Source organism: Candidatus Competibacteraceae bacterium (assembly GCA_016713505.1).
Classification (GTDB): domain Bacteria; phylum Pseudomonadota; class Gammaproteobacteria; order Competibacterales; family Competibacteraceae; genus Competibacter_A.
On record JADJPA010000002.1, the window covers coordinates 42,564 to 57,344 of the forward strand.

At 59.0% G+C, this 14,781-nt stretch carries 13 protein-coding genes and 1 pseudogene; all 14 read left to right on the top strand.

The window, feature by feature from the left end:
- The first annotated feature begins 41 nt into the window (after positions 1 to 41).
- The 14 genes and pseudogenes from IPK09_15105 to mobB all read left to right on the top strand — a co-directional run bounded on the left by IPK09_15105 (position 42) and on the right by mobB (position 14,759).
- Complete coding sequence (locus IPK09_15105) at positions 42 to 329, top strand: hypothetical protein (GenBank protein ID MBK7984927.1); 288 nt, start codon at positions 42 to 44, stop codon at positions 327 to 329.
- Between the two features lie 11 nt (positions 330 to 340).
- Positions 341 to 514: a hypothetical protein gene (locus tag IPK09_15110; GenBank protein ID MBK7984928.1), complete on the top strand. Its 174-nt coding sequence runs from the start codon at positions 341 to 343 to the stop codon at positions 512 to 514.
- Positions 515 to 678: 164 nt separating this feature from the next.
- Complete coding sequence (locus IPK09_15115; GenBank protein ID MBK7984929.1) at positions 679 to 894, top strand: hypothetical protein; 216 nt, start codon at positions 679 to 681, stop codon at positions 892 to 894.
- Between the two features lie 154 nt (positions 895 to 1,048).
- Positions 1,049 to 3,739 (top strand): MFS transporter, encoded by a 2,691-nt coding sequence (locus IPK09_15120; GenBank protein MBK7984930.1) that lies wholly within the window; start codon positions 1,049 to 1,051, stop codon positions 3,737 to 3,739.
- Between the two features lie 45 nt (positions 3,740 to 3,784).
- Entirely contained in the window at positions 3,785 to 5,173 is a 1,389-nt protein-coding gene (locus IPK09_15125) for a NarK/NasA family nitrate transporter (GenBank protein ID MBK7984931.1), read from the top strand.
- A gap of 21 nt (positions 5,174 to 5,194) precedes the next feature.
- Positions 5,195 to 8,956, top strand: a complete 3,762-nt coding sequence (locus IPK09_15130; GenBank protein ID MBK7984932.1) for a nitrate reductase subunit alpha — start codon at positions 5,195 to 5,197, stop codon at positions 8,954 to 8,956.
- A 2-nt stretch (positions 8,957 to 8,958) separates the two neighbouring features.
- Entirely contained in the window at positions 8,959 to 10,509 is a 1,551-nt protein-coding gene (gene narH / locus IPK09_15135) for a nitrate reductase subunit beta (protein MBK7984933.1), read from the top strand.
- Positions 10,506 to 11,219 carry a nitrate reductase molybdenum cofactor assembly chaperone gene (gene narJ / locus IPK09_15140; protein MBK7984934.1) on the top strand — a complete coding sequence of 238 codons (714 nt, stop codon included), beginning with the start codon at positions 10,506 to 10,508 and terminating at the stop codon, positions 11,217 to 11,219. Before narH ends, narJ begins: the two co-directional genes overlap by 4 nt.
- A gap of 18 nt (positions 11,220 to 11,237) precedes the next feature.
- Positions 11,238 to 11,918, top strand: coding sequence for a respiratory nitrate reductase subunit gamma (gene narI, locus IPK09_15145; protein MBK7984935.1), 681 nt, complete (start codon positions 11,238 to 11,240; stop codon positions 11,916 to 11,918).
- 210 nt (positions 11,919 to 12,128) lie between these two features.
- On the top strand, positions 12,129 to 12,341 hold the full coding sequence (locus tag IPK09_15150) for a DUF433 domain-containing protein (GenBank protein ID MBK7984936.1): 213 nt from the start codon (positions 12,129 to 12,131) through the stop codon (positions 12,339 to 12,341).
- Positions 12,338 to 12,658 (top strand): annotated as a pseudogene (locus IPK09_15155) (DUF5615 family PIN-like protein). The gene IPK09_15150 and the pseudogene IPK09_15155 overlap by 4 nt, the downstream one beginning before the upstream one ends.
- A 193-nt stretch (positions 12,659 to 12,851) precedes the next feature.
- On the top strand, positions 12,852 to 13,721 hold the full coding sequence (locus IPK09_15160) for an alpha/beta hydrolase (protein MBK7984937.1): 870 nt from the start codon (positions 12,852 to 12,854) through the stop codon (positions 13,719 to 13,721).
- Positions 13,722 to 13,905: 184 nt separating this feature from the next.
- Positions 13,906 to 14,247, top strand: coding sequence for a hypothetical protein (locus IPK09_15165; protein ID MBK7984938.1), 342 nt, complete (start codon positions 13,906 to 13,908; stop codon positions 14,245 to 14,247).
- Positions 14,244 to 14,759 (top strand): molybdopterin-guanine dinucleotide biosynthesis protein B, encoded by a 516-nt coding sequence (gene mobB / locus IPK09_15170; protein MBK7984939.1) that lies wholly within the window; start codon positions 14,244 to 14,246, stop codon positions 14,757 to 14,759. The genes IPK09_15165 and mobB overlap by 4 nt, the downstream gene beginning before the upstream one ends.
- The last annotated feature ends 22 nt before the right edge of the window (positions 14,760 to 14,781 follow it).

Here is a 14,781-nt window from a genome sequence, read left to right on the forward strand (position 1 = left end):
GAAGCGATCCGCCCGCCGATCCGAAGTGGGGGCAAGCGCCGGTGGTGTTTCACGCGGGTCAAACCGTGGCGGAGGATGACTTGAAAACCTTCTGCCGCGAGCACTTAGCCGGTTATAAGGTTCCGAGGGAAATTCGCTCGGCCGCCGGCTTGCCGCTGACCGGCGCGGGCAAGTTGGACCGTCATGTCCCGCCGGTCGGGAAAGCGCAACTCGCCCAACGCGGCGGCCACCGCGAACAGGATGATCGCGCCCATCACCATCCGCGTGGCGGCGAAGCTCAGCGGTGGGATGAACTGCAAGCCGACTTTCATCACCGGCTATTATTCTAGTCGGATGCAGCATGGGCGCTGCATCTTATGCTCAAGGCGTCGCCAACACCTCCAAACGCACGACGTATGCCTCCGACGGATTGTTCGCGGCGGCGGATGAAGCCACCGCCCTCAAGCATGTCAAGGCTATCGAGAAAGGCTTGGCAATCCGACCGATGAAGCGCTTCAATCCAGAAAAAACCTGAAATTGATAATCAACCCAGTCATGAGCAACACAATCGGCCAGATGTGTGACCACAGCAACGTCAGTCCGTTGCCCTTAAGCACAATGCCGTGCATCAGAATCAGAAAAGGGTGAGCGGCAATAGGTTACCGGTCGCCCTTGAAGCGAAACAAGAGGTGCAACGCCATGAACAACACGCCGTCCATCGAACGCCATCAACCCACTGATCCTCCTGCGCTGACAGGCTGCATCACCAGAATCCCGCGCGCGGCGCAAGCCCGGTTGCTGCTGCACGATCTGGAAAGCGATTCATGTTTCGCGGACCTCTTGCGTGAGGCGCTGCCGGATGAAGCGGCCCGCTTGGCGTATTTGAATCACCTGGCCTGGGAGGGACGCTCCTGACGTAAAGCAACGTTTTTATTGGAAACCCCGAATTTCTGAGCCGATCACGCCGCACAACCCCACCCGACAAACCTAAAAACCTTGATCTCAATCAAGGAATCCCCTTAGCGCCCCTCGTAATATTGCGCTTGCAGCATTCTGCGCGAGAACTGCAATGGCGACGCTAAAAAAACAACAAATCTCCGTTCTCACTATGAACACGATGGCCTTCGCGGTGAACTTCGCCGTCTGGGTCATGTTTTCGGTCATCGGCATCAAGATCAAGGCCGAACTGAATTTAAACGAAACGGAATTCGGCTTGCTGGTCGCCACGCCGATTCTGACCGGCTCGCTGGTGCGGTTGCCGCTGGGCATCCTGACCGACCGCTACGGCGGGCGGATCATCTTTTTTATCCAAATGCTGCTGGTGGCGGTTCCGACTTGGCTGGTCTCTTACGCCACCCAGTATTGGCAGTATCTGGTGCTGGGGTTGTTCGTCGGGCTGGCGGGCGGTTCGTTCGCGGTCGGCATCGCTTATACCTCGACCTGGTTCAGCAAGGAGCGGCAAGGAACGGCGATGGGCATCTTCGGCGCGGGCAACGCCGGATCGTCGCTGACCAAGTTCGTCGCGCCGATGATCATTGCCAGCTTCGGCGCGTGGCAGATGGTGCCGAAAGTGTATGCCGTCGCCCTGGTGGTGATGGCGGTGCTGTTCTGGTTCTTCACCTACACCGATCCGCTGCACGAGAAAGGCGCGGAGCAAAACCGCGCCCGGCCCAGCCTCGGCCAGCAATTGACGCCGCTGGCTGATCCACGGGTCTGGCGCTTCGGTCTGGCGTATGCCTTCGTGTTCGGCGCGTTCGTGGCGATGGCCTTGTGGCTGCCGAAATATTATGTCGGTGAATACGGCCTGCCGCTGGCGACCGCTGCGTTTTTGACCATCTTCTTCGATCTGCCGTCCGGGGCGATTCGGGCGTTGGGCGGTTGGGCTTCGGATAAGTGGGGCGGCAACACCGTCACCTGGTGGGTGCTGTGGGTCAGCCTGATCTGCCTGTTTATCCTCAGCTATCCGCCGACCACCATGACCATTCACGGCATCAAGGGCGATGTCTCGGTCAACCTCGGCATCGGCATCGTGCTGTTCACGATTTTGGTGTTTATGGTCGGGCTGGCGCAGGGTTTCGGCAAGGCCAGCGTTTACCGCAGTTTGGCCGACCACTATCCGACCCAGATGGGCGTGGTCGGCGGCATCGTCGGTTTGATCGGCGGCCTGGGCGGTTTCGTGCTGCCGATCATGTTCGGCGTGGCGGCGGATGCCATCGGTGTGCGCAGCAGTTGCTTCATGCTGATGTTCCTGTTGGTGGTGGTCAACATGTTGTGGATGTGGCTGGCCGAGAAGCACGAGCGCGAGGAAATTTTGGAGCGCCACGCCGAGGCACGGGCGGAACTGGTGGGCGCGAATCTGGTGGACCGCATCTACCGCCGTCGTCATCTGCTAGCCGATTGGCGGCCGGACGACGAGCAATTCTGGCAATCGGCCGGGCGGCGGATTGCCAATCGCAATCTGTGGCTGTCGATGCCGGCACTGCTGCTGGCCTTTGCGGTGTGGGTGGTGTGGAGCGTGATCGTGGTCGAACTGCCACGGGTCGGCTTCAAATTCACCCAAAATCAATTGTTCTGGCTGGCGGCGCTACCGGGCTTGTCCGGCCCGTTCTTCCGGGCGCTGTATTCCTTCGTGGTGCCGATCTTTGGCGGCCGCAACTGGACGGTGTTTAGCACCGCGCTGCTGCTGTTGCCGACGCTGTGGGTCGGGGTGGCGGTGCAAGACCCGAATACCCATTACGCGGTATTCGTTGCCATCGCTCTGCTATGTGGGCTGGGCGCGGGCAATTTCTCGTCCAGCATGGCCAATATCAGCTTCTTCTTCCCGCAGCGGCTGCAAGGCACCGCGCTGGGGTTGAACGGCGGTGTCGGCAATCTCGGCGTCGGCATCGCCCAGTTGATCGTGCCTATCACCATCTACGGCGGCGCGCTGTGGATTCTCGGCGGCAATGCCCAAAACCGTTTCGATGAGGGGATCGTCACCTCGATCTGGCTGCAAAACGCCGGTTTTATCTGGGTGCCGTTCATCGTCGCCGCCTCGGTCGCCGCGTGGTTCGGCATGGACAACATCGCCACCGTCAAGGCCAGTTTCGCCGAGCAGGTCGCCATTTTCCGCCACAAGCACCAATGGCTGATGAGCTGGCTCTACACCGGTACCTTCGGTTCCTTCATCGGGCTGGCGGTGACCTTCCCGATGCTGGTCAACACCCAGTTTCCGAACGCCAACGCCTTCAAATTCGCTTTCCTCGGCCCGCTGCTGGCGGCGTTGATTCGCCCGCTCGGCGGCTGGCTGTCGGATCGGATCGGCGGCGCGATCATCACCTGTTGGGTCTTCATCGCCATGACGGCGGCGTCGTTGGGCGCGCTGCTGTTCCTGCCGGGGCGGAACGACAGCGGCAACATGATCGGCTTCATCTTTATGTATCTGGTGTTGTTCTTCAGCGCCGGGGTCGGCAACGGCTCCGTCTTCCGCATGATCCCGATCGTTTTCCGTGCCCTGCGCCAGCGTCAGGTGCATGGCAAGGACCGCGCGGGTTTGGAAGAGGCGTCACGCCTCGCCGCGACCGAAGCGGCGGCCACCCTGGGTTTCAGTTCGGCGGTGGCGGCCTTCGGCGGCTTCTTTATCCCCATCGCCTACGGCGCGTCCATCGACCTGACCGGCGGCTATCAGGCGGCGCTGATGGTGTTCGCGCTGTTCTATTTGAGTTGCTTGTTCATTACCTGGCGCTGGTATGCCGGCAAGGATGTGGAAGCGCCGTGCTGAATTCGATTCGATCCCTGGGAAGTTCCTATTGAGGAGTCATTCACGATGTCCACAACCATAACGACAGACGTCGGCGCGCAACCCTCGTCCCGTACCTGGTTGAGTAGCTGGACGCCGGAAGATCCGGCGTTCTGGGATACAACCGCCAAGCCGCTGGCGTGGAAGACGCTGGTGATCACCACCCTCAATCTGATGATGGCCTTTATCGTCTGGTTCGTGGTATCGGCGCTGGTGGTGCGCCTACCGAATATCGGCTTCAAGCTGACAGCGAACCAAACCTTTTGGTTGGCGGCGATGCCGGGGCTGGCCGCCGGCATCCTGCGCGCCATCCACACGTTTCTGGTGCCGCTGTACGGCACCCGCCACGTCGTCGCCTTTTCCACGCTGTCGCTGCTGATTCCGCTGTTGGGCTGGTTTTTCGCCATTCAAGACCCGACCACGCCGTATTGGGTGTTGTTACTGCTGTCGTTTCTGGCCGGTTTGGGCGGCGGTAATTTCTCCTCGTTCATGCCCTCGACTAGCCTGTTTTTTCCCAAACGCTTGCAAGGCACGGCGTTGGCGATTCAGGCCGGTATCGGCAATTTCGGGGTCAGCGTAGTGCAGTTTCTCACCCCCTGGATTATCGGTTTTGCGCTGTTTGGCACCCTGGCCGGGGAATCACAAACCTTTGTACCCAGCATCCCCGGTGCAGCCACCAAACCGATGTGGCTGCAAAACGCGGTGCTGATCTATGTGCCGTTTATTGTGGTGTTCGCCATCGCCGCGTGGTTCATGCTGAAGTCGGTGCCGGTGCGGGCCAATTTCCGTGAGCAACTGGATATTTTCCGCTTCAGCAACCTGCACGGGTTCTGGATGACCTCGCTGTACATGATGACCTTCGGTTCGTTTTCCGGCTTCGCTGCCACCTTCCCACTGATGATCAAGCAGATGTACACGGTGTTGCCAGGCGGCCCTGATCCCTTGAAATACGCCTTTCTCGGCCCGCTGGTCGGCGCGGCGGCGCGGGTGCTGGCCGGGCCGATGTCCGACAAATTGGGCGGGGCCATCGTCACCCATTGGTCGGGCATCGGCTTGTTGATCTGCACCATTGCCGTGACCTTCTACACCCATCCCGACGCGGCGACCGGCATGACGCAATTCCCGCTTTTCGTCGGCATGATGCTGGGGGTGTTCTTCTTCAGCGGCGTCGGCAACGCCAGCACCTTCAAGCAGATGCCGATGATCTTTGAGCCACGCCAGGCGGGCGGCATCATCGGTTGGACGGCGGCGATGGCCTCGTTCGGCCCGTTCATCTTCGGCATGTTGATCGGCTGGTCGTTCGCCGCCACCGGTTCGCCCAACGCCTTCTTCTACGGCGCGGCGCTGTTCTATCTGTTCAACATCGGCATCAACTGGTGGTACTACGCCCGTAAAGGGGCGGAGAAGCCGTGCTGATTTCTAAAGAGGTTTAATGCGATGAGTCATTTTCTCGACCGGCTGAATTTCCTCAAGAAAGTCACCAACACCTTCTCCGGCGATCACGGCGTCGTCACCAACGAGGATCGCGGCTGGGAAGACGCCTACCGCGCCCGCTGGCAGCACGACAAAATCGTGCGCTCGACCCACGGCGTCAACTGCACCGGCTCCTGTAGCTGGAAGATTTACGTCAAGAACGGGCTGGTGACCTGGGAAACCCAGCAGACCGACTACCCGCGCACCCGCGACGATCTGCCCAACCACGAACCGCGCGGCTGCCCGCGTGGCGCGTCCTATAGCTGGTATCTGTACAGCGCCAATCGGGTGAAATATCCGCTGGTGCGCGGCCGCTTGCTCAAGCTGTGGCGCGAGGCGCTGGCCGAGAAGCAAGACCCGGTGGACGCTTGGGAGTCCATCGTCGAGAATCCGGCCAAGGCGACTGAATACAAATCCAAGCGCGGTCTGGGCGGTTTCGTACGGGCGACCTGGGAAGAAGTCAACCCGCTGATCGCCGCCGCCAACGTCTACACCGCCAAGAAATACGGCCCGGATCGAATTTACGGCTTTTCGCCAATTCCGGCGATGTCGATGGTGTCCTATGCCGCCGGTTCGCGCTATCTGTCGCTGATCGGCGGGGCTTGCGGTTCGTTCTATGACTGGTACTGCGACCTGCCGCCCGCCAGCCCGATGGTGTGGGGCGAGCAGACCGACGTGCCGGAATCCGCCGACTGGTACAACTCCACGTTCTTAATGATGTGGGGTTCCAACGTGCCGCAGACCCGCACCCCGGACGCTCACTTCATGACCGAGGTGCGCTACAAGGGGACGAAGATCGTGGTGGTCTGCCCGGATTATTCCGAGGCGTCCAAGTTCGCCGACCTCTGGTTGCACCCCAAGCAGGGCACCGACGCCGCCGTGGCGATGGCGATGGGCCACGTCATCCTGCGCGAGTTTTATCTCGACGGCAAATCCGAGTATTTCACCGATTACGTCCGCACCAAGACCGATTTCCCGATGCTGGTGCGCCTCGATCAGCGGGCCGACGGGAACTATGTCAACGGCCGCTTCCTGCGGGCGTCCGATCTCGCCGACAGCGCCGGTCAGGCCAACAACCCCGACTGGAAAACGCTGGCCTTCGACGAAAAGAGCGGCCATCTAATCGTGCCGAACGGCTCCATCGGTTTCCGCTGGGGCGAAAAGGACGGCATGGTCGGCAAGTGGAATCTGGAAGCGAAAGAATCGCTGACTGGGGCCGAAACCCAGTTGCGCTTATCGGTCATCGACATCAAGGACGAGGTAGCGCCGGTCGCCTTTCCCTATTTCGGTTCGACCCAACATCCGCATTTTGCCTGCACTTCTCACGATGCGATTCAAGTCCGCAACGTCCCAGCCAAGAAAATCAAGCTGGCGGACGGTTCCGAGGCGTTGGTCGCCACCGTCTACGATCTGACCTTGGCGCAATACGGCCTGGATCGCGGCTTGGGCGGCGGCAATGTCGCCAAGACTTACGACGATGACGTGCCCTACACCCCGGCCTGGCAAGAGAAGATCACCGGCGTACCGCGTGCGCAAATCATCACCGTCGCCCGCCAGTTCGCCGAGAATGCCGACAAGACTCACGGTAAATCGATGGTGATCATCGGCGCGGCGATGAACCACTGGTATCACATGGATATGAACTACCGGGGCGTCATCAATATGCTGATGATGTGCGGCTGCGTCGGCCAGAGCGGTGGCGGCTGGTCGCATTACGTCGGTCAGGAAAAACTACGCCCGCAAACCGGCTGGACGGCGTTGGCCTTCGCGCTGGACTGGCACCGCCCGCCCCGGCACATGAATTCGACTTCTTACTGGTACATCCATACCAGCCAGTGGCGGCACGAAAAACTGACCATGCGGGAAATCCTGTCGCCGCTGGCCGATCCCCAGCAGTGGCAGGGTTCACAGATCGACTACAACGTCCGCGCCGCGCGGATGGGCTGGCTGCCGACCGCGCCGCAGCTCAATCAAAATCCGCTGGCGGTGAGCAAGGCGGCCGCGACGGCGGGCGACGATCCAGCCGCTTACGTGGTGAAAAATCTGAAATCCGGCAAGCTCGGTTTCGCTTTTGAAGACCCGGATAATCCGGTCAACTTCCCGCGCAATCTGTTCGTGTGGCGCTCCAACCTGCTCGGCTCTTCCGGCAAAGGTCACGAGTATTTTCTGAAATATCTGCTCGGCACCACTCACGGGGTGCAGGGCAAGGATTTGGGCGAGGAAGGCGGTGAGAAACCGCTGGAAGTGCAATGGCGCGACGCGGCCCAAGGCAAGCTCGATTTGCTGGTGACGCTGGATTTCCGCATGTCCACCACCTGCCTATATTCGGACATCGTGCTGCCGACCGCGACCTGGTATGAGAAAAACGACCTCAACACCAGCGACATGCACCCGTTCATTCACCCGTTGAGCGCGGCGGTTGATCCGGCTTGGGAATCGCGCACCGACTGGGACATCTTCAAAGGCATCGCCAAGGCGTTTTCGGAGACCTGTCCCGGCCATCTCGGCGTCGAAAAGGACATCGTGGCGGTGCCGACCTTGCACGACACCCCCAACGAACTGGCGATGCCAGATGTGAAGGACTGGAAGCGGGGCGAGTGCGATCTCATCCCCGGCAAGACCGCGCCCAGTCTGGTGGTGGTCGAGCGTGACTATCCGGCGACCTATCAGAAATTCACCTCCTGCGGGCCGCTGCTCGACAAGCTTGGCAACGGTGGCAAGGGCATCAGTTGGAATACCGAGCACGAGGTTGCGGCGCTGGCCTCGCTCAATTACACGGTGCAGGAAGAAGGCGTCGCCAAGGGGCGGCCGCGCATCAACAGCGACATCGACGCCGCTGAGATGATCATGATGCTGGCCCCGGAGACCAACGGCCACGTTGCGGTGAAAGCGTGGGCGGCTTTGAGCAAGATCACCGGCCGCGATCACAGCCATTTGGCGCTGCCCAAGGAACACGAGAAAATCCGCTTCCGCGACATCGTGGCCCAGCCGCGCAAAATCATTTCCTCGCCCACCTGGTCGGGTCTGGAAGACGAAAAGGTCAGCTACAACGCCGGTTACACCAACGTCCACGAACTGATTCCGTGGCGCACCGTCACCGGCCGCCAGCAGTTCTATCAGGATCACGCTTGGATGCTCGGTTTTGGCGAGGCGCTGTGCGCTTACCGGCCGCCGGTGGATATGAAAACGGTCGAGCCGATCATCGGCCAGAAGCCCAACGGCAACCCGGAAATCGTGCTGAATTTCATCACCCCGCACCAGAAATGGGGCATCCACAGCACCTACACCGACAACCTGTTGATGCTCACGCTGTCACGTGGCGGCCCGATCATCTGGATGTCGGAAATCGACGCCAAAAAGGCGGGCATCGAGGACAACGACTGGATCGAAGCCTACAACGTCAACGGCGCGATCGCGGCGCGGGCGGTGGTCAGCCAGCGGGTGCCGGAAGGCATGTCGATGATGTACCACGCCCAGGAAAAAATCGTCAACACGCCCGGCTCGGAAATTACCGGCACCCGTGGCGGCATTCACAACTCCGTGACCCGCACGGTGCTCAAGCCGACCCACATGATCGGCAGTTACGCCCAGCAGAGCTACGGCTTCAACTATTACGGCACCGTGGGTAGCAACCGCGACGAATTCATCATCGTCCGCAAGATGGCGAAGATCGACTGGCTGGACGATGAAACCCCAGCCGAAGCCCCAACCGCAGAGGCGCATTAATCATGAAAGTACGCGCGCAAATCGCCATGGTTTTGAACCTGGACAAGTGCATCGGCTGCCACACCTGTTCGGTGACTTGTAAGAACGTTTGGACTTCCCGCGACGGCATGGAATACGCCTGGTTCAACAACGTCGAAACCAAGCCCGGCATCGGCTATCCGAAAAACTGGGAAGATCAAGAGCAGTGGAACGGCGGTTGGAAACGGGTCAAGGATGGCAAAATCGTTCCCAAACAGGGCGGCAAACTCAAGATTCTGTCCAATATCTTCGCCAACCCCGACCTGCCCGCCATCGACGACTATTACGAGCCGTGGGACTACGACTACGCCAATCTGCAAAATGCGCCGGAGTCCAAGGCGATGCCCACCGCCCGGCCGCGTTCGGCGATCAGCGGCGAGCGGATGCAGAAAATCCACTGGGGGCCGAATTGGGAGGAAATCCTCGGCACCGAATTCGCCAAGCGTTCCAAGGACACCAACTTCGAGAACGTGCAGAAGGAGATTTACGGCGAATTTGAAAACACCTTCATGATGTATCTGCCGCGCCTGTGCGAGCACTGCCTCAATCCGGCCTGCGTCGCCTCGTGCCCCAGCGGCGCGATCTACAAGCGCGAGGAAGACGGCATCGTCTTGATCGATCAGGATAAATGCCGGGGCTGGCGGATGTGCGTCTCCGGCTGTCCCTACAAGAAAATTTATTACAACTGGAACACCGGCAAATCCGAGAAGTGCATCCTGTGCTATCCGCGCATCGAAGTCGGCCAGCCGACGGTGTGCTCGGAAACCTGCGTCGGTCGCATTCGCTATCTGGGCGTGCTGTTGTATGACGCCGACAAGATCGAACAGGCCGCCAGCGTGCTGGACGAAAAGAGCCTGTATCAAGCGCAACTGGATGTCTTCCTCGATCCGTTCAATCCGCTGGTGCAAGCCGAAGCCCGCAAGGTCGGCATTCCCGAGGCGTGGCTAGAGGCGGCGCAGCAATCGCCGATTTACAAGATGGCGATTGATTGGAAGATCGCCTTCCCGCTGCATCCTGAATACCGCACCCTGCCGATGGTCTGGTACGTGCCCGCGCTATCGCCGATTCAGGCTCGCGCCGAGTCGGGACAAATCGGCATGAACGGCATCATCCCCGATGTCGGCTCGTTGCGGATTCCGTTGAAATATCTGGCGAATCTATTGACGGCGGGCGATGAAGCCCCAGTCAAGCGAGCGTTGGAGCGAATGTTGGCGATGCGCGCCTACATGCGGGCCAAGACCGTGGACGGCGACATCCGCGAGGATGTGCTGAAGGCGGTCAACCTGCGAATCGATCAGGTGGAGTCGATGTATCGCTATCTGGCGATTGCCAATTACGAAGACCGCTTCGTGATTCCCACCAGCCACCGCGAATACGCCAGCGCCATCGATGACGCTTTGGGCGAGCGTGGCGGCTGCGGCTTTAGCTTCGGCAACGGCTGCTCGCCGGGTACCGATAAGACCAATCTGTTCGGCGGCAAGAAAGTCACCACCCGCCGCGCCATTCCGATCAAGGTGGAGCCGACCGGCAAATGAAAACCCTGAAAGTGTTATCGGCGCTGCTGGCCTACCCGCAAAGCGACATCCAGGCGGCGCTGCCGGAGATGGCCGAGGCTCTGGAACAAGAAGCAATGCTGCCGGAAGCCGAACGCGCGGTGTTGCAGGCGCTGATCCAACGGCTGTCACGCGCTGAACTGATGGCATTGCAGGAACAGTACGTGGCGACCTTCGACCGAGGCCGGGCGCTGTCGCTGCATCTGTTCGAGCATATCCACGGTGAATCGCGGGATCGCGGTCAGGCGATGGTCAATCTGCTGGAGGTCTATCGCAAACACGGTTTTGAACTGAACGCCCGCGAGTTGCCCGACTACATCCCGCTGTTTCTGGAATATCTGGCGCAGCGGCCGGTGGAGGAAGCCTTGGATTTGCTGGCTGAAACCGCCCATGTCCTCACCCTGCTGGGCGCACGGCTGGCCGAGCGCGGCAACGACTATCACGCGGTGTTCGACGCGCTGACCGCGCTGGTCGGCGAACCGGATGACAGCGCCGAAATCCGCCATCAGGCCGCGACCGAGGGGCCGGATCAGGCCATCGTCAACATGGACAAGATTTGGGAAGAGGAGGCGGTCACCTTCCTGGACAATCAGGAAAATTGCGGCGCGGGCCGGGCCAATTCGAGCGCGACGCAACCGGTGCAGTGGCTGCCCCGACCTAACGCTGCCCCGCAGACCGCCCGTTCCCTGTAACCGAAAGAGGCAACGATCATGAATTACGTGGACACTCTGCTGTTTGGAGTCTATCCGTATCTGGCCGGGGCGGTGTTTCTGCTCGGCAGTCTGGTACGCTTCGACCGCGATCAATTTACTTGGAAAGCCCATTCCAGCCAGATGCTCAGCAAACAAAACATGCGGCTGGCGAGCAACCTATTTCATATTGGCATTTTGATGCTGTTTGCCGGGCATTTCATCGGTTTGCTGACCCCACCCGAAGTGTTCCACGCTTTCGGTGTTTCCGCCGGAGCCAAGCAGATGCTCGCCATCGTCGCGGGCAGCATCGCCGGCATCATGTGTTTTATCGGCCTGACGATGCTGCTGAAACGGCGGCTGACCGAGCCGCGAGTGCGCGCCACCAGCACCCGGATGGACATCTTCATCCTGCTGCTGCTTTACGCCCAGTTGATTCTGGGCCTGATCACCATCCCGGTATCGCTGATGCACCTGGACGGCCATAACATGCTGAATCTGATGGGCTGGGGCCGGAACATCGTCAGCTTCGACCCGGCCGAAGCGGTCACTTTCATTTCCCAGGTCGGGTTGCTGTTTAAGCTGCATATCTTCCTCGGCATCACCGTGTTCCTGGTGTTCCCGTTCAGCCGTTTGGTGCATATCTGGAGCGCGCCGGTGACGTATCCCATGCGGGCGTATCAGGTGGTGCGGCAGCGCTGATCGCAAAGTCAGGGCCGTAAGAAGGCGCGAGGCAGCGGGTTTTCCGCTTTACCCTCGCGCTTTTTCGTTTGTAAGGTATGGACCCGTAGCTTTTGAAGCTGTATGCGAACAAGATATTGAAAGCCAGTGTCCAATACCCGAAACAACGGTGGCCGAAGTCGCTGTTTCGACGTCCACGGCTTGCTCAAACTCATTGCTAAGGTGTTGATAATGAATCATCAAGTGGTGTCCTGTTCGCCAGATATTATGGGGGGTACGCCCTGTTTTTTGGGAACGCGGGTGCCTGTCCAGACATTGCTTGACTATCTTGAAGGCGGTGAGTCCATTAACGACTTTCTAGAAGGTTTTCCAACGGTTACCCGCCAACAAGTATTGGATTTCCTAGAACGCGCCGCATCGTTAGCGATGGCCGAATCTGTATGAGGATTCTGCTGGACGAATGCGTGGATCGTCGCCTGTCCAAACATTTGCAGCAATTTGTCGTGTAGACGGTGCCTGAAATGGGATGGGCGACGATCAAAAATGGTGTGCTTTTGAAGCTGGCGGAGCGTGACTTCGATATTTTCATAACCGTCGATCGGAATCTCGCTTTTCAACAGACCATTCCAAACTTTTCACTTGCTGTCATCGTGTTAGTTGCCCGTACGAATCGCCTCGTGGATTTGATGCCTCTGGTTCCGAGACTCTGCGAAATGGTACCGCTCGCGCCGAAAGGCGAAGTTACAACAGTGGGAATCTAACGAGGTGCAGACTGTTAGGCCAAAGCCTTCTTAAATAGGCTCGCCACACCCAACAGCCCGCGATGCTTTGGAGAGTTGAGATAAGTAGGTAATCTAAAGTTATCCGGCATTTTGATTCAATAATTTCAAATAGTTATAAACTTTAAAGTTGTCTGAGCTTTCGATCAAGTACTTACAGATTAGGTTCTAATCAATGCGCCGCGCGTTCATCACAGTCGCTATCACTGGAATCGTACTCGTCCTTTCAGCATCGTATGTCGTTGGTGACAGGCTAAGCAGTCCAGCCTTACGCTCAATTGGTCTGCCGCCGCCCGATCTGCAAGCCCAAACCGTGAGAATTCCCACCAACTCCAGTGAATGCCTCGTAGGTTGGTTTTGGCGCGGTAATCCGGGATTCGGCGGTGTGCTCCTCCTCCACGGCGTTGGGGCCGATCGCCGTCAGATGTTGGATCGGGCGATATTTCTCCATAAAGAAGGTTATTCGGTCCTGCTCATTGATTTGCCGGCGCATGGTGAAAGCAGCGGCGAGCGCATCACGTTTGGCGCGCATGAGGGTGAAGCAGTACGAGTAGCCTTAAGTTTTCTGCTAAACCAGCTCGGTCCGCAGGAAAAAATAGCGGTCATCGGCGTTTCGCTGGGCGCTGCCTCTCTGGTGCTGGCAAAGCCTGAGCAACCTCTGGACGCCATCGTCCTGGAATCGATGTACTCTACCATTACGGACGCGGTGGCTAATCGGCTTGAGCTAGCTGTCGGTCGAGTAGCTAGGGTTTTCACGCCTCTGCTCACATGGCAACTTCCGATGCGACTGGGTATTTGGCCAAGTGAGCTTGAGCCATTGACGGCGGTAGCCTCTCTCCACGCGCCGGTCATGATCGCCTCTGGGGATCGCGATCTACATACTACGATCACCGAGACAAAAAGCCTCTTTGATTCCGCCAAAGACCCAAAGGAATTATGGATCGTTGAAGGTGCCGCGCATGTTGACCTTTACGCCTTCTCGCCAGAAATTTATAGATCAAGAATCTCTGGTTTTTTAGCAAAACACTTGCATGGTTTGAATTAAAATGAATTTAAATCATAAGTTTAAATCGAAAGGAATCTCCGTGCATTTTTATCGTGAAGCCAAAATTATGGCGGCGATGCCCTTTATCCTTATGGGGTTAGCCTTATTAGGGGGTTTGCTGGTACCAAGGCCGATACGCTATTTAGCAAGTTATTGATCTGTTTTCATTCGAGAGAACTTTCTAATGCCCATCACCGTCAACGGCGTCGAAATCACCGACGCCGCCATCCAAGCCGAGATGCAACACCATCCCGCGCCGTCTCGGGAAATCGCCGAATACGCCGCAAAATTGTCCCTGGTCGCCCAGGAATTGCTGTTGCAGGAAGCAAACCGACTCGAAATCGCCGGCGGCGACGGAGAGGAACGGATCGCGGCGCTTCTCCAACGCGAGGTTGGAAACGCCGAGGACAAACCCGGCCAACCGAAAGCCGTCAGTCAATATCTGGCGAAACTGCTCGGCCGCGCCACCATCGGCGGCGTCGATTTATCAGGCGCGCAACCGCCGCTGGCGCGCGAGCGCGGATGAAGGTTCTCGGCGTCACCGGCTGGAGCGGCTCCGGAAAAACGACGCTGATCGTCGCCTTGATTCCGCGCTTGCGGGCGCTCGGCCTCACCGTCTCCACCCTCAAGCACGCCCACCACGATGTCGATTTGGACGTTCCGGGCAAGGATACGTTTCGCCATCGCGAGGCCGGCGCTTGCGAAGTGATGCTGGCGACAGGCCGGCGTTGGGCGTTGCTGCACGAATTGCGCGAGGAGGCCGAACCGGATCTGACCGAGCTGCTGACGCACTTGCGACCGGTGGATTTGGTGCTGGTGGAAGGTTGGAAAACCGGCGTCCATCCCAAGCTCGAGGTCTGGCGCTCCGGCGTCGGCGACCGACCGCCGCGTTTCCCCGATGATCCCACCATCATCGCCGTCGCTGGCGAGCCGCTGGTCGATCCAATCCGCTACGGTCGGCCCGCGTTGCCGGTTCTACCCTTGAGCGATGTAGACCGGATCGCCGATTTCGTGGCGCGGTCTGTCGGTCATAATTAAACTGTGTTTTAATCATGAGGTC